The sequence below is a fragment of the Haliea atlantica genome (assembly GCF_054779855.1).
On sequence record NZ_BAAGXL010000019.1, the window covers coordinates 363,917 to 382,617 of the forward strand.

Consider the following 18,701-nt stretch of genomic DNA (forward strand, 5'->3'; position numbering starts at 1 on the left):
CGGGGTTCAGACGATGGAGAACAGGGGCTGGTCGAACTCCACGGGCTCGCCGTTTTCCACCAGGATGGCCTCGATGGTGCCCGCCTTGTCGGCTTCGATCTGGTTCATCATCTTCATGGCTTCCACAATACACAGCACATCACCGACCTTCACCGTCTGTCCGACTTCTGCAAATGCCGCGGAGGTCGGGGACGGTGCGCGGTAGAAGGTGCCGACCATGGGCGAGTTAATGGTCTTGCCGCTGGTCGCGGGTGCCTCGGCCGCGGGCTCTGGCGCGCTCGGCGCGGTCGGAGCCGGTGCCTGGGGGGCCGCCGCTTGTGGCGCCGGTGCAGGTGCCGGCGGGTGGGCGTAAGTCATCATGGGCTGTGCGCTGTTGCGGCTGATGCGCACCGACTCCTCGCCTTCCTTGATCTCGATTTCATCGATGTTGGATTCCTCCAACAGCTCGATCAGCTTCTTGACTTTGCGAATATCCATGTCGGGCCTCTCTGGTTTTGCGTTTATGACTGTGCCAGGCGCCGCATGGCCGCCTGCAGTGCGAATTCATAGCCGTCCGCCCCCAGCCCGCAGATCACGCCCACAGCGACATCGGAGAAGTAGGAGTGATGGCGGAAAGATTCGCGGGCATGGGTATTGGACAGATGGACTTCAATGAAGGGCAGGTCTACCGCCAGCAGCGCGTCGCGCAGGGCGACGCTGGTGTGGGTGAATGCGGCAGGGTTGATCAGGATGAAGTTGACGCCCTCCCGGGGCGCTTCCTGAATGCGTTCAATCAGCTCGTACTCGGCATTGCTCTGCATGGCCAGCAGGTGGTGACCCTGCCCGCGCGCGCTTTCCGACAGGCGGCGGTTGATGTCTTCCAGCGTCGTGTGCCCGTAAACCCCGGGCTCGCGGGTGCCCAGCAGGTTCAGGTTGGGGCCGTGCAGAACGAGAATCGTGGCCATAACGGTCGGTTTCCGGCTCGGAGCTATTGGGCGGATTCTCGCGCAAATCCTTGCCGCTGTCCACGACAATCCCTTTTTGCGGTTATATCACGCGAGTTCGCTGCGAGTTGCAGGAAGTTAGCAGTTTTTTGGGAAATGGCGGCGGCGGCGGCACGCTTCGGTGCCGGATTGCCGCGATTCGAGTAAATGTAATGAACGTCGCCTAACGTGCAGGGGTTGTTTCAGCGGTGCCGGCGGCAGGTTCGGGGAGGCTCTGCACTGCATCCAGTACCATGCCGCGACTCAAGAGTTGCGGCAGTACCTTGGGCTCGGCGCCGGGCTCGCCGGGGTAGAGCAGGTACAGGGGGATGCCGCTGCGCCCCATCTGGCGGAGGAAATCGGCAATGGCGGGGTTCTCGTGGGTCCAGTCCGCGACCAGGTAGGCGACATTGCGCGCCGCGAAGGCGGCCTGGATCGGGGCGGTCTCCAGCACCGTGCGCTCGTTTGCCAGACAGGTAATGCACCAGTCCGCGGTAAAGTCGACGAACACGGGGCGGCCGGCCTGTTGCAGTCGCGCCACCTGCTCGGGAGACCAGGCGGCGTGGGTCGCCTCGGCGAGACCCGCTGCCGGGCGCCCACCCTGGCCGCTGACACCGCTGAGGCCGACCGCCAGCCCCAGGGCCAGCACGACCACCGCCAGCAGTCGCCGCCAGAGCGCGTCGCGCCAGAGCCAGAGCGCCAGGGCGATCAGTAGCCCCCCGGCCAGGGCCGCCGTCATGGCGTCCACTCCGGCCTGGCGGCCAGCGACCCACAGCAACCAGATGGCGCTGGCGTAGAGTGGAAAGGCCAGGAACTGCTTGAGGCTTTCCATCCACGCGCCCGGGCGGGGCATCCAGCGGCGCGCGGTGCTGCTATAGCTGAGCAGCACCAGGGGGGCCGCCATGCCGGCGCCCAGGGCGGCAAAGACCAGCAGTGCCACGAAGGCTGGCTGGGTGATGGCAAACCCCAGGGCGGTGCCCATGAACGGCGCTGTGCAGGGGCTGGCGACCAGCACCGCCAGGACCCCGGTGAAGAAGCTGCCCGCCGGCCCCTGCCGTGCCGCCAGGCCACTGCCGGCATTCATCAGGCGGCCCCCGAGCTGCAGCATGCCGGACAGCGACAGCCCCATAACCAGGAACAGCCAGGCCAGCAACACCACGAACAGCGGGGATTGCAACTGAAAGCCCCAGCCGATTGCGCGTCCGGCACTCTGCAGGGCCAGCAGCACGGCCGCCACCAGCAGAAAGCTGGCGATCACCCCGGCGGTATACAGCCAGGCGTGGCGGGTGCTTTCGCCACTGTCACTGCTGGCAAAGCTGAGAATTTTCAGGGACAGGATGGGGAACACACAGGGCATCAGGTTGAGAATGATGCCCCCGGCGAAGGCCAGCAGCAGCATCAACGGCAGGGTGCCGGGGCCGGGACTTTCGGCCCCTGGTGCGGCTGCTCCCGCGGGTTCCGGCGTCGTCAGGAGGGTTGCCGAGCTCGCATCAAAATCCACACGGAATCTCTGTATCTGCGGCGGGTAACACAGCCCGGCGTCGGCGCAGCCCTGGTAGCGCACGGTCAGGTGCCCCGTGTCCAGGATCGCGGCAGGCTTCAGCTGCAGGTTAAGCTCGTCGTAGTAGATCTCCACCTCGCCGAAAAACTCGTCCTCACTGGCGATCCCCGGGGGCAGGTCAAAGGACAGGGGCACGCCGCTGCTAGCGGGCGCGGAACGGCCGTCCGGTGCGGTCTCCCCCAGGCTGAATTCAAGGGCGTGACGGTACAGGTAATAGCCCTCGGCAATTTCCCAGTGCAGCTGCAGCGTACCGTCGTTGCGAGGAAGGATGTCCAGCTGGTAGGCCTGTTCCACGGGCAGGAAATCCGGCCCGCCCCGGTTGATACCGGGCCCCGCGGACAGGCCGCGCTCGCCATTCAGCGCCAGCGGTGATTGTGCCAGGCCGTGGGCACTGCACAGCAGGATCAGGCAGGCGAGCAGGACGCGCATGGGGGTTCCTCGAGTCAGGGGGCTTAACACGGGGCGGCATTGTAGCAGTTGTCGCCGCTCGCCTACCGTGAGGGTGCCGGGGAAATGGTATAGTGGTCGGACGCTGAAAACGGCAAATAGTTTCCACGGTCAGGGAGGCAGGCATGCAACGATGGGCAGCACGATTGGGCGCAGGTGTTCTGGCAGTGGCCGGGCAGGCGGCAATGGCGCAGGGCGCACTGGAGCTGAGCGATGCCTGGGTGCGGGCACTGCCGCCGGGGCAGCCGGCGACCGCCGCCTACCTGGTCGTACACAATACGGGCAGTGAGCCGGTCACCGTTGACGCTGCCAGCGCCTCGGGTGCAGGTCGCGTGGAAATGCACGACACTCTGCAGGAAGATGGCATGTCGCGCATGCGCCAGCGTCACCAGGTTACGGTGCCGGCGGGGGATGTACTGCGCTTCCAGCCCGGTGGTCTGCACCTGATGCTGCTGGAGCTGGAGGCGATGCCGCGCGAAGGCGAGACCGTGCGCCTGTGCCTGCACAGTAGTGAGCGCGAACACTGTATCGACGCGCCGGTTCGGCGGCAGGCGGGCGGTGGGCACGATCACCACGGCCACCACTGAGAATCAGCCGGGCGGCTGAAAGGAGCAGAGAATGAAGGCAATGCGCGAACGATGGGCGGCACTGCGGGACCGCCTGCCGGCACTCGGTGGTCGTGCCGCAGCGATACTGGGCACATTGGGCGTGTACTTGCTGATCACCGTCCTGTTGGGGATCTACTGGAGTCGCACCCCTGCGCCTTTCGATGTGCGAGAACAGGCCCGGGAGCTGGCGGCGGAGGGCGGCCGCGAGGTGACCACCGGTTCGACGACCACGGCAGCCTTGATTGGCGTGATGGAGACCCTGCTGGAAAAACCGGGTGGCTACCTGCATAACGACCGCTTCCCGCCCGGCCTCTGGCTGGACAATGTGCCGGCCTGGGAATACGGCGCCCTGATCCAGTCCCGCGATCTGGCCCGCGCCATGCGCGAGTCCTTCAGTCGCTCGCAGTCGCAGTCAACCGAGGACGAGGACCTGGCACTGGCGGAACCGCGCTTCAATTTCACCGCCGACAACTGGATCCTGCCCTCGGCCGAGGGCGAGTACCGCGACGCCATTGGCTATACGCGGCACTACCTGGCTCGGCTTGAGGATGATGAACGCTCCGACGCCCAGTTCTACGCCCGTGCCGACAACCTGCGTTACTGGCTGTCCAATGTCGATTCCCGCCTGGGCAGCCTGTCCCAGCGCCTCAGCGCCAGCGTCGGGCAGCGGCGCCTGAATACCGACCTGGCGGGCGAGGAGGCGGCGCGCCAGTCCACGCCTGCCCCGCGTGAAGTCGAGGTGCGTACGCCCTGGAGCGAGATCGATGATGTCTTTTTCGAGGCGCGCGGCTCGGCCTGGGCGCTGCTGCATTTTCTGCGCGCCATGGAGGTGGATTTCGCCGAAGTGCTGCAGCGCAAGAATGCAGCGGTCAGCCTGCAACAGATCATCCGCGAGCTGGAGGGGACCCAGCAGACAGTCTGGAGTCCGGTCATCCTCAACGGTGGTGGCATGGGGATTCTCGCCAACCACTCCCTGGTGATGGCTTCCTACATCAGCCGGGCGAACGCGGCCATCATCGACCTGCGCGACCTGCTTTCCCAGGGTTGAGGGGCTGGGTGGGCCCCAGGTTGGCGGTTGCTACTTGCGGTCGTAGCGCAGGCGCGTGCCGGTATCCAGTGACAGGCGGATCTCGGCGGCGCTGATGTCCTCGGGGAAATAGGTTCCCGAAAGCTTGGCGTCCAGGATCGACGCGCCTTCCAGGTTGGTCTCGCGGAAGTCGATGCCGCTGAGGTCGGCATTGCGGAAGTAGGCGTCGCTGAAATCCAGGCCGCGGGCGTTCATGTTGCGCAGGTCCCGTCCGCGGTAGTCGCCGCTTTTCAGTTCACTGGTATCGAGAATGTCCCGCTGTTCGTTGAACTCCTTGATCTGCTCCTGGCGCAGCAGCTGGTACAGCGGGTCCTGTTTGATTTCGGGTTTGCTCATGGGCTGTCCTTCGGGGCGTCTGGGGCGTCGGACTAGCTTAAGCCAGGGGGCTGCCCGTGCCTAGCCGCGCGAGTACGCCAGGCGAGACTTTGCGCGGCTTTCTCCTCGGCCGCGACTGGCGCGATGGCCGCGACGGTATCGAGCTGCACTATTGGCTGTGCAGCGAGGCGGGGCCGGTGCAGGTGCGGGTCAGCGGCGAGCGCAGCGTGTTCTTTCTGACCGCTACCGACGCCCGGCTCCACGCTACTCTGTTCTCCGCACCGGGCATCGAGTGCCGCCCCCTCGAGTTGCGCGATTTTGCCGGGCACCCGGTGGTCGCGGTCTACTGCCGCGGGCATCGGCAGGCGCGCCAGCTCGCGGAGACCTTGCGCACGCGCGGCGCCGAGCCCCTGGAGGCCGACATCAATCCTGCCGATCGCTTCCTGATGGAGCGCTTTATCGCGGGTGGAGCTGAGCTGCATGGCGAGGTACGGCGCCGTAACGGGGTGCTGCAGATGCGCAACCCCCAGTGGCGGCCGGCGCCCTTCGAGCCCGAATTGCGCCTGTTGTCCTTCGATATCGAAACAGCGATGGATGGCCTGCAGCTGTTCTCCATTGCGGTCCACGCGACGGGGCGGGGGGGCGAGGTACGCCGGGTCTTCATGCTCGGTGAGGGGGCCAGACAGCCCTGGGTCCAGGCCTGCAGCGACCAGAAGGCACTGCTGCAGGCCTTCCTGGCCTGGCTGCGGGAGGATGACCCGGATGTGCTGGTGGGCTGGAACGTCGTCGGCTTTGATTGCTGGTTCCTGCAGCGCCTCGCCGATCACTTGGGGGTGCCCCTGGGGATGGGGCGTGCTGGCGCGACCCTGGTCTGGCGGGAGCGCGACGGCGACGCGGAGCGCCGCGTGGCGCGCGTGCCAGGCCGCCTGCTCATGGATGGCATCGAATGGCTGCGCGCGGCGTTCTACCGCTTCGAGAGCTTTTCCCTGCAGGCCGTTGCCGGTGAACTGCTGGGGCAGGGCAAGCTGCTGCATGGCAGCGACAGGGGTGGCGAGATCGCCCGCCTGTTCCGCGAGGACAAGACGGCACTGGCGGCCTACAACCTGCGCGACTGTGAGTTGGTGACGGAAATCTTTCGGCACACGCGCCTGCTCGAGTTCGCCCTGGCGCGCAGCAGCCTGACCGGCCTGAACCCGGATCGCCTGGGGGGCTCGGTGGCTTCCTTCGACAATCTCTACCTGCCGCGCCTGCACCGCAGCGGCCATGTGGCGCCCAACGCCAGCCGCACCAGCCTGAACAGCCCCGGCGGCTACGTGCTGGATTCCCGCCCGGGCATCTACGACCACGTGCTGGTACTGGATTTCAAGAGCCTGTACCCGAGCATCATCCGCACCTTCTGCGTCGACCCCCTGGGCCTGGCCCTGGGGGTTTCGGGGGAACTGGCGGAAAGCGACACCGTGCCCGGTTTCCTGGAGGCGCGCTTCGCCAGGACGGGTCACATACTCCCGGGCTTGTTGCAGTCACTCTGGGAGAAGCGGGACCTGGCCCGTGCCGCTGGCGACGCTCCCCTGGGCCAGGCGATCAAGATCCTCATGAACTCCTTTTACGGCGTGCTGGGCAGCCCCGGTTGCCGTTTCTTCGACCCCCGTCTGGCCACGTCGATCACCCGCCGCGGTCACGAGATTCTGCAGTGCACCCGGGCGCAGATAGAGGCCCGAGGTCACCAGGTGATCTACGGTGACACGGATTCGGTGTTTGTCTGGGTGGCAAACGCCCGCGACGATGCCGAGGCAGAGGCGGCGGGCCGTGCCCTCGAAGCTGACCTCAACCAGTGGTGGCGCGGGGATATTGCCGTGCGCTTCGGACTTGATAGCGCCCTGCAGCTGGAGTTTGAAACTCACTATCGGCGCTTCTTGATGCCCACTATCCGCGGCTCCGACAAAGGCAGCAAGAAGCGTTACGCAGGACTGGTGCGTCGCGATGGTGGCGACCAGTTGGTCTTCAAGGGCCTCGAGTCCGTGCGCACGGACTGGACGCGTCTGGCACGGGATGTCCAGGCTGAGCTGTACCGGCGTATCTTCCTGGAGCAGTCGTGGCAGGACTATCTGCGCGGGGTGGTGGCCGACCTGCTGGCGGGCAAGTGCGATGACAAGCTGATCTATCGCAAGCGCCTGCGCCGACGGCTGAATGACTACGAGCGCAATGTGCCGCCCCATGTGCAGGCGGCGCGCCTGTTCGAGGAGCGCGGCCTGCCCCCGCCAGGTCGCGGTGACTGGGTGGAGTACCTCATCACCACGGCAGGTCCGGAGCCCGCTGCTGCACCGGCGGCAGCGCTGGACTACCAGCACTACCTGGAGCGGCAGCTGGCGCCGGTGGCGGATGGCATCCTGGGCTTCCTCGATACCCCCTTCGCCGCCGTCGCCGGGCGGCAGCTCGACCTGTTCTGACCTGTCCCGCCCATCGTTCCCGGTCTGAACGCCAGCTGTCTCCGTGCCCTGACCCGGGGTCACCCAGCCCGCTTCTAGCCCGCCCCGAGCCAGGTTCTTCCCCTTTCAGGACACGCTGTATATACGTCCCTGTACGCTCGTTGGCGGCCTTCCCTGGCCGCCGACGGTCCTGAAAGGGGGAGAACCTGGCTCGGGGCTCCGCGGTATGGTCAGCCTTCAGTGGCTACGATGGCGTGAGATGGTCGCTTCAGTGCGCGCTTGAGGGAGCATTGGCCCGCCGGGAGTGATCTACATGCACTCGGTTCCCTCCTGCTGGGAGCTTAACTGGCGGGTGCCGACACGAGCAGGATCTGCCTAGGGCGGGATTTACCTCGTAGCGCCGGGGATGTGCAGGCGGTGTTGGGGCCGTCGGCGGCCAAGGAAGGCCGCCAACGAGCGTACAGGGACGTATTCACAGCGTGCCCCAACACCGCCTGCACATCCCCGGTGCGTCCCCAAGGAAAGCCACCCAGTCCCTTTGCTCCCGATGCGTCCCGACGGATGGGCGAGCCGGCGGGTCAGTCGCCGAAGAACTCCGCGCGCAGCGCCGGGTAGTCCGCCGCCGGCAGCCGCGGGCCGTAGTTGGCCACCACACGGCCCGCGGCCAGGCAGGCGAAGCGGCCGGCGGTGGGAAAATCCTCACCGCGCTGCAGGGCGTAGAGGAAGGCGCCGGCAAACATGTCGCCGGCGCCGTTGCTGTCCACCGCCTGGACCCGGTGTGGCGGGATTTCGTGCAGGGCCTCGCCATCCCAGGCGATGGCACCTTCGGCGCCGCGGGTGACGACAAACTGTCGGGCCACCGGCTTGAGACGCTCCATGGCCACCCCCAGGTCGTCAGTGCGGCCCCAGGCCAGGGCCTCCTCCGCGTTGCAGAAGACCAGGTCGACGCGCTCGCCGAGCATCGCCTGGAGGCCCTCGTGGAAGAACTCGACGATGCCGGGGTCGGAGAAGCTCAGGGCGGTTTTTACACCCTCCTGTTCCGCCAGCTCGCGCGCGCGGATGGCGGCGGCGCGGCCGGAATCGGAGGTGACGAGGTAGCCCTCCACATAGAGCCAGTGGGAGCGGGCCAGTGCCGCCGGGTCCAGCTGCTCGGTGGAAAGTGTTTCGCTGATACCGAGGAAGGTATTCATGCTCCGCTCGGCATCGGGGGAAATCAATACCAGGCACTTGCCGGTGGTGCCGGTGGGGCGCTCTCCGTCCATGCAGTGATCGACACCCGAGGCGGCCAGGTCGTCCACGTAGATGCTGCCATACTCGTCATCGGCCACCTTGCAGGTCATGAAGGCCGGCGCTCCGAAGCGCGCCACGGCTATCAGCGAGTTGCCGGCGCTGCCGCCGCTGGCGTGACTGGCGTGCACCAGGTGCCCCTCGAGGTGGTCGAGCAGCTCCGCCTGTCGGGCTTCATCGACCAGGGTCATCAGGCCCTTGTCCACACCCATGGTTGCGAGTTCCCGGTCCTGGACCTGGATTTCCGTATCGACCAGGGCTGCGCCCATGCCGTAGACCGCGTATTTCGTCATTCTCTGTTCGCCCTTCAGGATTCAGCGCGTTATTATCGCGGCCCCCTGACCCATTGCAACCGGCGCTGCGTTACACTGCGAGGCCATGGCCAGAACCCGTCGACCTTTTCTGAAGCTTTTCTTCACCCTTGCCGCCGTGGGGGTGCTGTATCTTGTCTATCTGGATGTGCGCATCACCTCCACCTTTACCGACAAGATGTGGGAGCTGCCCGCCAAGGTGTATGCCCGTCCCCTGGAGCTGTATGAAGGGGCGAGCCTGAGCGCGGAAGACCTGGCCTGGGAGCTGGAGATCCTCGGCTATCGCAAGGTGGCCCAGGCGACCGCGCCGGGACAGGTGGCGCGGGCGGGCAACCGCTTCGATCTGCATGCGCGCGGCTTCGACTTCCCCGGTGAGCGCGAACCCACGCGACGGGTGCGGCTGGAACTCTCGGGCAACCGCGTGGTGTCGCTGAGCAGTGGTGGTCGCGAGCTGGGCCTGATGCGCCTGGACCCGGTTCAGATCGGTGGTATCTACCCCCAGCACGGCGAAGATCGCCTGCTGGTCAGGCTGGATGATGTTCCCGAAACCCTGCGCCGGGGGCTGATGGCGGTCGAGGACCAGCGTTTCTACCAGCACTGGGGTTTTTCCATTACCGGCATTCTGCGCGCAGCGATCAGCAACCTGCGTTCCGGTGGTGTGGTCGCGGGGGGCAGCACGATCACCCAGCAGCTGGTCAAGAACTACTACCTGACCCCGGAGCGCAGCTATATCCGCAAACTCAACGAGTTGCTGATGGCGGTCCTCCTTGAGCTGCATTTCGAGAAGGATCAGATCCTCGAGAGTTACATCAACGAGGTCTACCTGGGCCAGGAGGGGCCGCGCGCCATCCACGGTCTGGCCCTGGCGGCGCGGCACTATTTCCAGGCGCCACTGGAGCAGCTGCCCCTGCACCAGCAGGCGCTGTTGATTGGCATGGTCAAGGGCCCTTCGCTCTACAACCCCCTGCGCAACCCCGAGCGGGCCCGGGAGCGGCGCGACCTGGTGCTGGACGTGATGGCGGCGGAAGGCGTGATCAGTGCCGCAGCCGCCCAGCGCGGCAAGGCGCAGCCCCTCGGTGTCAGTACCCGCGGCAGTATTCGTGACACCTTCCCGGCCTACCTCGACCTGGTGCGCCGACAGCTGCGCCTGGAGTACCGGGAAGAGGATCTTGCAACCCTGGGCCTGAGCATCTTCACCAGTTTCGACCCCCTGCTGCAGCGGCAGCTGGAAGCCTCCAGTGAAGCCGTGCTGGACCAGCTGGACAGCGGCGGCAAGCAGCTGCAGACCGCGACGGTGGTGACCCGTTTCGACAGTGGCGAAGTGGCGGCCCTGGTTGGGGGGCGCCGGCCGCGCTACGCCGGCTTCAACCGCGCCCTGGATGCCCGCCGCCCCGCTGGCTCTCTGCTCAAGCCGGCGGTCTACCTGGCCGCCCTGGAGCAACCCCGGCGCTATACCCTGGCCAGTGTGCTTTCCGACCGGCCTGTTCGGGTCGAGGGCTACGATGGCGATGTCTGGGAGCCGCGCAACTTTGACCGCCAGCCCCACGGCGATGTGCTTCTGCACCACGCGCTGTCGCGCTCCTACAACCTGGCCAGTGCCCGCCTGGGTATGGAGCTGGGCCTGGAGCGTGTGGCGGACATGATGCGCCGGCTCGGCGTGGAGGGGGATATCCCCGAGGTGCCGGCACTGTCCCTGGGGGCCGGTGAGTATTCCCCCATGGACATGGCCGCGATGTACCAGAGCATCGCCTCGGGGGGCTTCCGCATGCCCCTGCGCACCATTCGCGATATCGTCGACGCCGATGGTGAGCCCCTGCGCCGCTATCCCCTGGAATACGACCGTACCGTGAGTCTTCAGGCCGTGCACCTGCTGCACTATGCCCTGCGGGAAGTGGTGCGCGAGGGTACCGGCCGCCCGGTATATCGTTATCTGCCCGACAGCTTCCAGGTGGCGGGCAAGACAGGCACCACCAACGATGGCCGCGACTCCTGGTTTGCCGGCTTTTCGGGTGACTTACTGGCAGTCAGCTGGATTGGCCGTGACGACAACGGCGGCACCGGCCTGACCGGCAGTACCGGGGCGCTGCGTGTCTGGGGCCACTTCATGGCGCGGGCCAGCCAGCGCTCCCTGAGCTATCGCATGCCGGATCGCGTGCAGACCCACTGGGTCGACAGCGAGACCGGGTTTCTGACGGGCGAGGGCTGTCCCAATGCGAGGTTGATGCCATTCATCGAGGGCTCCGAGCCGCGTCAGCGCAGCAATTGCAGTGGTCGCAGTGGTTCCAGCATTCGGGACTGGTTCCAGTCCCTGTTCCGTGGAGAATAAGTCATGTCCCTGAGTGCTTTCTTGCGCCTGCTGGCGCTGGCGGGAATGGTGTTCCTGCACGGCTGTACCCTGGTGCCTCAGGGGCGGGACACGCCCGCGCCGGTGGAGACACGCGACGGCCGCGTGCCCGGCACCGAGGTGGAAACCCGCCCCGCTCCTCGGCCGTCGGTTCCCGACGAGGTGCCGCCGGAGCCTGCCGCGGCGCGTGCCTATGGGCCGCTCCTGGCGCGCGCCGAGGCTGCGACCGGGCAGGGTGACTACGACCAGGCCTTGAGCCTGCTGGAGCGGGCCCAGCGCATCGATCCGGACAATGCGCGCATCTACCTCGAGCTGGCGCGCACCTACGCCGCCCAGGGGCGCCCGGAGCGGGCCCGCAACATGGCCGAACGGGGCCTGCTCTACTGCCGCGGCGAGCGGGAATGCGACGCCCTGCGGGCGTTTCTGCGCTGAAGTAGAGCGCGCGAACGGAGCCTGTTCAAGGCGTGTTTTCGCACACCACCCGGTAGCCGCTCTCGCCGGGCTCGAAACGCAGGAACTGGTTGATGCAGGCCGGGGTGTCCCCCGCCGAGTGGCTGACAAAAATGACCTGGGTGTCGCTGTTGGCCGCGATGTGATCCACCGCCCGCAGCAGCAGCTTGCGGTGGAAGCCGTCCAGCCCCAGGGTAGGCTCGTCCAGCAGCAGGATCAGTGGCGATTTCACCATCGCCCGCGCCAGCAGCACCATGCGCTGCAGTCCGAAGGACAGCGTGTCGAAGGGGGCGCGGCTGTAGGCCGCCATCCCCAGTGCCTCCAGCCACGCTTCGGCGCGACGCTTCTGCACATCGCCCCAGTCATCGTAGAGGCCAATGCTGTCGAAGAAGCCGGATACAACCACTTCCACCACTTTCATGTTGCGGGCGAAGTTGAGCTGCAGCTGGGTGTCCAGCTGGCCGTACTTCTGCTTGATGTCCCAGATGCTCTCGCCGCTGCCGCGGCGGCGCCCGAACAGGGTGATGTCCTGTCCGTAGGCCTTGTGGTTGTCGCCGGTGATCAGGCTCAACAGCGTGGTCTTGCCGCAGCCGTTGGGGCCGGCCACACAGCAGTGCTGCCCCCGCTCGAGGGTCCAGTGGACGTCGCGCAGCACCTGTAGCTCGCCGTAGCTGACCTGCACATCGTGCAGTTCGAGCAGCGGGCCTTCCGGAACGGAATAGGGGCGTTCCGCCGGTGACGGCAGTGCCGAGAGGGGCGGCTGCGGCGGGTCCATCAGGGTCGCTACCGCCGGGTCGGCACAGACCTCCGCCCGTGGGCCAGTGGCCAGCGGGTGACCCTCCTCCAGGACCAGCACATGGGTGATGCCCGAGGGGATGTCTTCCAGTTGCCGGCACAGCAGCAGTGTGGGCTGTCCCGCCGCCAGCAGCTGGCCGATGACGTCGAGCATGGCCTGTTGGGCGGCGGCGTCGAGGCCATCCAGCGGGCTGTCGAGGATCAGCAGCCCGGGTTCGCTGAGAAGGGCCCGGATCAGCAGGGTCTTGCGCATTTCCCCGGTGGAAATAAAGCGCAGACCACGCTCCAGGACGTGCCCCAGGCGCAGGCGCTCGACCCAGTGCTCGAAGCGGGCATCCGCCGCGCGCCCGGCGAGGATGGCGTCGCGCACCTGGGTGCCCGGGTCCGAGGCATCGGCGCGAAATTCGGAGTCGTCCATCTTGCGGTCCCGGGCGCAGAGCGCCTGGGCCTGTTCAAAGCAAACATAGGCCACCCCGGCGCTGGCCAGCGCCGGGGCCAACACCAGCTCACCGCTGTGGTGGCTGGCCTGGCCGCTGAGAATGCGGGCCAGGCTGGTCTTGCCGGCCCCGTTGGGGCCGATGCAGGCCCACTGTTCGCCGGGCCGGATCGCCCAGTCCAGTGGCTGCAGCGCCGGGCGTGCGCGATACACCAGGCCGGTGCCCCGGCACTCCAGCAGGGGAGATTGGTCCATGTTGTCTGTCCTGTCGGCTTGCGATGACGAGTCGCGGATGGCTTAATCGGGACTGCAAGTCCCTGGATGTATCCCCGTGTCATTACCCCTGCTGGAACAGATCGAGACGCGCCTCGCCGCGCATCGCCCCGGGCGGCCCTGGCTGCGCCGGCTGATGCAGCGTTCCGCGGTCGCCATCATTTTGCAGGTCAGGACGGGGGAGCTGCATATTCTAATGATCAAGCGGGCGGAAAGGGAAGGCGATCCCTGGTCGGGTCACATGGCCTTCCCCGGCGGACGCCGTGAGCCCGGCGACGCCCACGGGTATGACACCGCCCTGCGCGAGACCCGGGAGGAAATCGGCCTCGACCTCAGGCGCCACGGTCGCTGTATCGGCCGCCTGTCCGATGTCAATGCACGCTCGGGCAGGCGGCGTCGCCTGGGCATGGCGGTCAGCCCCTTCGTGTTTGTCCTGGCCCCGGACGAACATCCGCCTTTGCACCTGAATCACGAGGTGGCCGAGGTGGTGTGGGTGCCGCTGGAATTCCTGCTCGACGACGCCAATCGTCAGAGTATGCGCTGGCAGCACCGGCGACTGACGCTCAAGATGCCCTGCTATTTCTGGGGCGAGCGGCGGATTTGGGGGCTGTCACTGTCGATGTTGGATGAGCTGATGGCGCTGCTTGCGGCGGAGCGTTCATCGACTGCCGGGGCGGGGGTTCAAGCCTTGCCCAGGAAACGCGTATCCGGCCGATAGCTGGCCTGCCCGTCGCTGGTATAGAGGCTTTTTTCCCGGGTGTTGTGGCGAAGGATGCTGATCGCCTCCCGGGTGCGTGCCTGCAGGCCCTGGATGATCTGGCCATTCTGGCGGTTGTATTCCTGGCAGTCGTGCGCCAGTTCGATGGCACGCTCACGCAGCTGTCGACTGTGTGCCGGCAGCGTTTCCAGCCACTGGGCCGGACTCTGCCCCGCCGGGAGGAGTAGGTTCAGCTCGCTTTCGAGGGCGTTGTAGTGCTCGAGCAGGGCCTGCTTCTCAAGGGTCCACCTTTCCAGAGCGGCAGTATCGTTGTCGCGCAGAGCCTGGTTTTCATGCGTCAGAGCTTGCTTCAGCTGTTCCAGTACTGTCAGTTGCTGCCCCAGGCAGTCCCGTGCCGCCAGCTCCTCCTGCATGTCAGTAGAGCTCCCGCTCCACCTGAATCAGAGCGTCGGCAATACGCCCTGGGTTGACCTCGTAACGCCCCTCGGCAATGGCCTGGCGCAAAGCCTCAACGCGTTCGCTATCCACCTCCGGCAGGGTTTCGAGCTGTTCTTCCAGGCGCATCAGCTCGCTCGCGGTGCGAGTGACCGTCACGGCTTCGTCGCCCCGGCTGTTTGCGCGCTGGGTATTGCTGCCCCGGGCTTCCGCAGCGACGGGCGCGGTTCCGCTACCGGGGCGTACCGTATCCAGTTGGGCTTTTATTCCCGCGCTTTGGTCAATGGGGTTCATGGGGGCTTACCTGCTCGTTTCTCTGCGCGATCCTGCGTACAGGAGAGTTAGCGACCGCTGTCACGAAAAGTTTAGCACAGGGGTAAAAGGCCATCAGTCGACCCGCACGGCACCGCTATCGGTCACCACGCCCTCGACCCGTCGACCGGTGCGGGTGTTGATGACCACCAGGCGGTCGCCGACGGCGGCGTGACTGCTGGCCTTGCCCTGCATGTGGACCTCCAGCCCCGCTCTCCCGCTGACCAGCGTCACGGTCTGGCCCCGCTCAATGATCCGGGGTGCGCTGACATCGTGATGGTTCAGCGCTGCCCCGGCTGGCTTGTCGCGGTCGAGGGCCTTGCCCACCGCCAGTGCCGGATCGCGGATCACGCTGCCGTGGTCACTGGACAGCGGCCGGCTCTCCTGGCGGAGGTCCCCGGCAGAGAGCACGGTTCCCCGGGGCAGATTGGTGCGGAGCACCGTCACGTCCACCTGTGCCACGACCTCCAGGCGCACATAAATGGCCCAGGGGACACTGCCGGTGCAGCGCACACCGATGTTGGTGTTGCCCAGCACGGGTGCATTGGCGTTGATCTCAGTCTTCAGGGGCTGGTCACAGGCGGCGAGGCGCAGCCTGGGGTCCATGGGCCGCGCGCGGGCCGCGACCCGGCGGTAACCGGCGGCCCTGGCTGCCGCGAGGGCGGTTTCCCGTGCCGCTTCGGCGACCTGGCCCAGGTCCTGTATGTCCTGCGTGGCCCCGGCACTGGCGGTCACCGCGCTGCCGCAAAGCCAGATCAGGGCCCCCCAGGTCAGCCATTGTCGCGGGCTGATACGCATACCTTTCTCGCCTCCCTCGCCAGGCGACAGTAATCCGTCGCTCCACAGGATCGATGCAGGGTTTGTGCCACAGGTGCCGGAGGGGGTGAACAGCGGTGGCAACATTTGCCGCCCGAGCGGCGCCGGCTGCGCCCGGAGCTTGCCGCCATTGCCTTCGCTTATTGCATATCCTGTTGAAATTTAAAGAGTTATCTATGTGGCATGAATTTTGTATTCACTTTGGCTAGCGAGAATTTTTGCCCGGCCAGCGGCTTGGGCCGGCGAGAGACGGAGGAAAACGGCGATGAGTTTTACTGACCGGATTTTTGACACATCCAGCCAGGCCCTGATGTTGCGGGCCCAGCGCTCATCCCTGCTGGCCGCGAATCTGGCGAATGCCGATACCCCCGGCTACAAGGCGAGGGACATTGATTTTTCCGCCGCCATGCGCGGTGCCGAAGTCGCGCTATCCGGGGCGGTTCGGCGTACCGATGCCCGCCACCTGGATAGTGCCTCCGCGACCGGGGCAAAAGTGATGTACCGCCAGCCGTTGCAGGCCTCCGTCAATGGCAACACCGTGGAAGTGCACCGGGAGCAGCTCGCGTTCATGGATAACGCTATCCGCTACCAGGCCAGCCTGGGTTTTCTGGATTCGCGCATCAAGAGCGTGCGCTCCGCGCTGAGAGGGGAGTAAGCCATGTCGCTGTTTGCAACCATGGGTGTCGCCAGCTCTGCCCTCGACGCCCAAAGTATTCGGCTGAATACCATCGCCAGCAATCTGGCCAATGCCAATGTGGTGTCTGGAAGTGCCGAGCAGGTCTATCGTGCCCGTCATCCGGTATTTTCCGCGGTACTTTCAGAGGTGGATGGTGCCAGCCGGGGTGTGCGTGTCGCGGGAATTGCGGAGTCGACGCTGCCCGCCGTGCGCGAGTATGCCCCCGGCCATCCGCTGGCGGACCCCGGCGGATTCATCTACCGCCCCGCCATTGACCAGGTGCAGGAGATGGCTGGCATGACCGCCGCCGCCAGGGCTTTCGAGAACGGAGTGCAGGTAATCGAGACCACCAAGCAGCTCGCGCTGCGCACACTCACATTGGGTCGCTGACAGGGAAGCCGGACATGACGACGATCAACCCTCTGGATCAGTACGGTGCCGCCGCGCGCTCGGCGGGTGGCGCGGCGCGTTCGGTGGAAGATATGGGCTCGCAGGATTTCCTGGAGTTGATGGTGGCGCAATTGCAGAACCAGGATCCGACCAGTCCCATGGACAACATGCAGTTCATGAGTGAGCTGGCGCAGTTCGGCACGGTATCCGGTATCCAGGAACTCAACGAGAGCTTCAATGGCTTGGCGGGGTCGCTGGCATCCAGCCAGAACCTGCAGGCTGTGAGCATGGTTGGTCGCGATGTCATGGTGGACTCCAATGTGGGGCTGCTGCGGCAGGTCGATGGCGCCGCCGAAGACGCGCAGCTGGCCCTGGATGCGACTGTCGAGCTGCCGGCGGGCAGCAGTGCCGCCACCCTGTATATCACCGACATGGCGGGCCGGTTGGTGTACAGCGGCGCCTTGCCCCAGGGGGGAGGAGAGCTGCCGGTGCGATGGGATGGTCTCGACAGCAGTGGCCAAGCGGTCGACCCGGGGCTCTATCGGGTTTCGGCTGCGGCTCTGGTCAACGGTCAGAGCCAGGCCTTGAGTGTGTACGCCCACCAAAGGGTGGAGTCGGTGTCACTGCCTGCCGGTGGTGGTGGCGCGACACTGCAGCTGTCGGACGGGCAGAGCGTGGAAGTCGATGAGGTGCGGGCCTTCCTCTGAGGGCGGCGCCGAACAGCAGGGTTTGCCGTACGCCGGTACGGTTACAGTCAGGAGAATGAGAGATGGCCTTCGATACAGCAATTTCCGGGATTAATGCGGCGACGACCGACCTGAACGTCATTAGCAACAATATCGCCAATGCCTCGACAGTGGGCTTCAAGAGCTCCCGTGCGGAGTTTGCCGACGTCTACGCCAGCAGCCTGCTGGGCGGAGGGGCAAACGCCGTGGGCAAGGGTGTGAGTCTGGTGAATGTGAGTCAGGAGTTCAGTCAGGGCAATATCAGCTTTACCGACAATGCCCTGGACCTGGCGATCAACGGCGGTGGCTTTTTCCAGGTCAGTCAGGCCGGGGCCAAGCAGTACACCCGGGCCGGTGCCTTTCAGATCGACAGCCAGGGTTATGTCGTCAGCAGCAAGGGTGCGCGGCTGCAGGGCTTTGAGGTCAGCCGCAGCGGCGAGGTGACGGGGCAGGTCGGGGATATCCGTATCGATACCTCGCTGATCGACCCGAACCCCACCGCCCTGGTGGATCTCTCCGCCAACCTGGATTCTCGCGAGGCGCAACCGTCGACGCCCTTTGGGGGGCCCTTTGATGCCTTCGCCTCGCCACCCACCGCGCCCGACCCCGCGTCCTACAACGCCACGACCTCTACCACGGTCTACGACGGCCTGGGCAATGCCCACGTGCTCAGCCTCTACTATGTCAAGACCGCCAACCCCAACGAGTGGGAAGTGCACTCCATGATTGACGGGGTGACCACTTCGGGCCCGGACACCCTGACCTTCCAGTCCAACGGGCAGTTCGATCCCGCCTCCCTGCCGGTGGACATCAACATCACCGGCTGGCAGCCGCTGAACGCTGCCGGCGCATCCACCGGCGCCGCTGCCCAGGACATCACGCTTTCCCTGTCGGATACCACCCAGTTCGGAGTTGCGTTCGCGGTAGACAGCATCGTCCAGGATGGCTTTGGCCCGGGCCAGTTGCGCGGCCTGGAAATCGACGAAAGCGGTGTCGTGTTCGCGCGCTTTACCAACGGCGAGTCGCGTGCCCTGTCGCAGATTGCCCTTGCGGACTTCAACAATGTCAACGGCCTGCAGTCGGTCGGGGACTCGAATTGGGTCGAGACCTTTTCCTCCGGCGTGCCCAATGTCGGTACGCCGGGTACCTCCGGTCTTGGCCTGGTGCAGTCCGCCGCGCTGGAGGAATCCAATGTGGAGATTACCGCGCAGCTGGTGGAGCTGATCGTGGCCCAGCGCAACTTCCAGGCCAATGCCCAGGTGATCCAGGCCGAGGACGCCATCACCCAGACCGTTATCAATCTCCGCTGATTACTGAGGGCCCGTCG

General features: G+C 66.0%; 19 protein-coding genes. 10 read left to right on the forward strand and 9 right to left on the reverse strand.

Annotated elements, in window-relative coordinates; translation table 11 throughout:
* Positions 1–6: 6 nt before the first annotated feature.
* The 3 genes from accB to ACYVGS_RS13475 form a co-directional block, all read right to left on the reverse strand.
* The gene (gene accB / locus ACYVGS_RS13465) at positions 7–477 is read right to left on the reverse strand and encodes an acetyl-CoA carboxylase biotin carboxyl carrier protein (RefSeq protein ID WP_460589162.1); all 471 of its coding nucleotides are present in this window, start codon (positions 475–477) and stop codon (positions 7–9) included.
* Between the two features lie 23 nt (positions 478–500).
* Complete coding sequence (aroQ, locus tag ACYVGS_RS13470; RefSeq protein WP_460589163.1) at positions 501–944, reverse strand: type II 3-dehydroquinate dehydratase; 444 nt, start codon at positions 942–944, stop codon at positions 501–503.
* Between the two features lie 202 nt (positions 945–1,146).
* Positions 1,147–2,952, reverse strand: coding sequence for a protein-disulfide reductase DsbD family protein (locus ACYVGS_RS13475; RefSeq protein ID WP_460589164.1), 1,806 nt, complete (start codon positions 2,950–2,952; stop codon positions 1,147–1,149).
* A 143-nt stretch (positions 2,953–3,095) separates the two neighbouring features.
* Between ACYVGS_RS13475 and ACYVGS_RS13480 the strand changes: the two genes are divergently transcribed.
* Both ACYVGS_RS13480 and ACYVGS_RS13485 read left to right on the forward strand, forming a co-directional pair.
* Entirely contained in the window at positions 3,096–3,557 is a 462-nt protein-coding gene (locus ACYVGS_RS13480; RefSeq protein ID WP_460589165.1) for a copper chaperone PCu(A)C, read from the forward strand.
* 31 nt (positions 3,558–3,588) lie between these two features.
* Positions 3,589–4,626: a DUF2333 family protein gene (locus ACYVGS_RS13485; RefSeq protein WP_460589166.1), complete on the forward strand. Its 1,038-nt coding sequence runs from the start codon at positions 3,589–3,591 to the stop codon at positions 4,624–4,626.
* A gap of 30 nt (positions 4,627–4,656) precedes the next feature.
* Here ACYVGS_RS13485 and ACYVGS_RS13490 read toward each other — a convergent pair whose 3' ends face one another.
* Complete coding sequence (locus ACYVGS_RS13490) at positions 4,657–5,001, reverse strand: pentapeptide repeat-containing protein (protein ID WP_460589168.1); 345 nt, start codon at positions 4,999–5,001, stop codon at positions 4,657–4,659.
* A 56-nt stretch (positions 5,002–5,057) separates the two neighbouring features.
* On the opposite strand from ACYVGS_RS13490, the gene ACYVGS_RS13495 reads away from it, so the two are divergent.
* Positions 5,058–7,427, forward strand: a complete 2,370-nt coding sequence (locus ACYVGS_RS13495) for a DNA polymerase II (RefSeq protein ID WP_460589169.1) — start codon at positions 5,058–5,060, stop codon at positions 7,425–7,427.
* Positions 7,428–7,984: 557 nt separating this feature from the next.
* On the opposite strand, the gene ACYVGS_RS13500 is transcribed toward ACYVGS_RS13495, so the two are convergent.
* Complete coding sequence (locus ACYVGS_RS13500; protein ID WP_460589170.1) at positions 7,985–8,986, reverse strand: adenosine kinase; 1,002 nt, start codon at positions 8,984–8,986, stop codon at positions 7,985–7,987.
* Positions 8,987–9,071: 85 nt separating this feature from the next.
* On the opposite strand from ACYVGS_RS13500, the gene mrcB reads away from it, so the two are divergent.
* Together mrcB and ACYVGS_RS13510 are read left to right on the forward strand one after the other, a co-directional pair.
* Positions 9,072–11,330, forward strand: coding sequence for a penicillin-binding protein 1B (gene mrcB / locus ACYVGS_RS13505; protein WP_460589171.1), 2,259 nt, complete (start codon positions 9,072–9,074; stop codon positions 11,328–11,330).
* Between the two features lie 3 nt (positions 11,331–11,333).
* Entirely contained in the window at positions 11,334–11,780 is a 447-nt protein-coding gene (locus ACYVGS_RS13510; RefSeq protein WP_460589172.1) for a tetratricopeptide repeat protein, read from the forward strand.
* A 25-nt stretch (positions 11,781–11,805) separates the two neighbouring features.
* On the opposite strand, the gene ACYVGS_RS13515 is transcribed toward ACYVGS_RS13510, so the two are convergent.
* A complete protein-coding gene (locus ACYVGS_RS13515) occupies positions 11,806–13,284 on the reverse strand; it encodes an ATP-binding cassette domain-containing protein (protein WP_460589174.1) in 1,479 nt (492 codons plus the stop codon).
* Positions 13,285–13,360: 76 nt separating this feature from the next.
* Between ACYVGS_RS13515 and ACYVGS_RS13520 the strand changes: the two genes are divergently transcribed.
* Positions 13,361–14,020, forward strand: coding sequence for an NUDIX hydrolase (locus ACYVGS_RS13520; protein WP_460589175.1), 660 nt, complete (start codon positions 13,361–13,363; stop codon positions 14,018–14,020).
* Here the strand turns inward: ACYVGS_RS13520 and ACYVGS_RS13525 are convergent.
* The 3 genes from ACYVGS_RS13525 to flgA form a co-directional block, all read right to left on the reverse strand.
* Positions 13,984–14,433 (reverse strand): flagella synthesis protein FlgN, encoded by a 450-nt coding sequence (locus tag ACYVGS_RS13525; protein ID WP_460589176.1) that lies wholly within the window; start codon positions 14,431–14,433, stop codon positions 13,984–13,986. The genes ACYVGS_RS13520 and ACYVGS_RS13525 overlap by 37 nt on opposite strands.
* Before the next feature lies 1 nt (position 14,434).
* The gene (flgM, locus tag ACYVGS_RS13530) at positions 14,435–14,749 is read right to left on the reverse strand and encodes a flagellar biosynthesis anti-sigma factor FlgM (RefSeq protein ID WP_460589177.1); all 315 of its coding nucleotides are present in this window, start codon (positions 14,747–14,749) and stop codon (positions 14,435–14,437) included.
* Positions 14,750–14,842: 93 nt separating this feature from the next.
* Entirely contained in the window at positions 14,843–15,565 is a 723-nt protein-coding gene (gene flgA, locus ACYVGS_RS13535) for a flagellar basal body P-ring formation chaperone FlgA (RefSeq protein WP_460589178.1), read from the reverse strand.
* Between the two features lie 283 nt (positions 15,566–15,848).
* On the opposite strand from flgA, the gene flgB reads away from it, so the two are divergent.
* From flgB to flgE, 4 genes are all read left to right on the forward strand, one after another.
* On the forward strand, positions 15,849–16,238 hold the full coding sequence (flgB, locus tag ACYVGS_RS13540; protein WP_460589179.1) for a flagellar basal body rod protein FlgB: 390 nt from the start codon (positions 15,849–15,851) through the stop codon (positions 16,236–16,238).
* 3 nt (positions 16,239–16,241) lie between these two features.
* Positions 16,242–16,649: a flagellar basal body rod protein FlgC gene (flgC, locus tag ACYVGS_RS13545; RefSeq protein ID WP_460589180.1), complete on the forward strand. Its 408-nt coding sequence runs from the start codon at positions 16,242–16,244 to the stop codon at positions 16,647–16,649.
* A gap of 14 nt (positions 16,650–16,663) precedes the next feature.
* Positions 16,664–17,356, forward strand: coding sequence for a flagellar hook assembly protein FlgD (locus ACYVGS_RS13550; RefSeq protein ID WP_460589182.1), 693 nt, complete (start codon positions 16,664–16,666; stop codon positions 17,354–17,356).
* Positions 17,357–17,418: 62 nt separating this feature from the next.
* Positions 17,419–18,684, forward strand: coding sequence for a flagellar hook protein FlgE (gene flgE, locus ACYVGS_RS13555; RefSeq protein WP_460589184.1), 1,266 nt, complete (start codon positions 17,419–17,421; stop codon positions 18,682–18,684).
* The last annotated feature ends 17 nt before the right edge of the window (positions 18,685–18,701 follow it).

Excerpts from the sequence above, each read along its gene's own strand:
- accB (WP_460589162.1), bottom strand. The coding sequence starts at position 477 with ATGGATATTCGCAAAGTCAAGAAGCTGATCGAGCTGTTGGAGGAATCC.
- aroQ (WP_460589163.1), bottom strand. The coding sequence starts at position 944 with ATGGCCACGATTCTCGTTCTGCACGGCCCCAACCTGAACCTGCTGGGC.
- ACYVGS_RS13475 (WP_460589164.1), bottom strand. The coding sequence starts at position 2,952 with ATGCGCGTCCTGCTCGCCTGCCTGATCCTGCTGTGCAGTGCCCACGGC.
- ACYVGS_RS13480 (WP_460589165.1), top strand. The coding sequence starts at position 3,096 with ATGCAACGATGGGCAGCACGATTGGGCGCAGGTGTTCTGGCAGTGGCC.
- ACYVGS_RS13485 (WP_460589166.1), top strand. The coding sequence starts at position 3,589 with ATGAAGGCAATGCGCGAACGATGGGCGGCACTGCGGGACCGCCTGCCG.
- ACYVGS_RS13490 (WP_460589168.1), bottom strand. The coding sequence starts at position 5,001 with ATGAGCAAACCCGAAATCAAACAGGACCCGCTGTACCAGCTGCTGCGC.
- ACYVGS_RS13500 (WP_460589170.1), bottom strand. The coding sequence starts at position 8,986 with ATGACGAAATACGCGGTCTACGGCATGGGCGCAGCCCTGGTCGATACG.
- mrcB (WP_460589171.1), top strand. The coding sequence starts at position 9,072 with ATGGCCAGAACCCGTCGACCTTTTCTGAAGCTTTTCTTCACCCTTGCC.
- ACYVGS_RS13510 (WP_460589172.1), top strand. The coding sequence starts at position 11,334 with ATGTCCCTGAGTGCTTTCTTGCGCCTGCTGGCGCTGGCGGGAATGGTG.
- ACYVGS_RS13515 (WP_460589174.1), bottom strand. The coding sequence starts at position 13,284 with ATGGACCAATCTCCCCTGCTGGAGTGCCGGGGCACCGGCCTGGTGTAT.
- ACYVGS_RS13525 (WP_460589176.1), bottom strand. The coding sequence starts at position 14,433 with ATGCAGGAGGAGCTGGCGGCACGGGACTGCCTGGGGCAGCAACTGACA.
- flgM (WP_460589177.1), bottom strand. The coding sequence starts at position 14,749 with ATGAACCCCATTGACCAAAGCGCGGGAATAAAAGCCCAACTGGATACG.
- flgA (WP_460589178.1), bottom strand. The coding sequence starts at position 15,565 with ATGCGTATCAGCCCGCGACAATGGCTGACCTGGGGGGCCCTGATCTGG.
- flgB (WP_460589179.1), top strand. The coding sequence starts at position 15,849 with ATGAGTTTTACTGACCGGATTTTTGACACATCCAGCCAGGCCCTGATG.
- flgC (WP_460589180.1), top strand. The coding sequence starts at position 16,242 with ATGTCGCTGTTTGCAACCATGGGTGTCGCCAGCTCTGCCCTCGACGCC.
- ACYVGS_RS13550 (WP_460589182.1), top strand. The coding sequence starts at position 16,664 with ATGACGACGATCAACCCTCTGGATCAGTACGGTGCCGCCGCGCGCTCG.
- flgE (WP_460589184.1), top strand. The coding sequence starts at position 17,419 with ATGGCCTTCGATACAGCAATTTCCGGGATTAATGCGGCGACGACCGAC.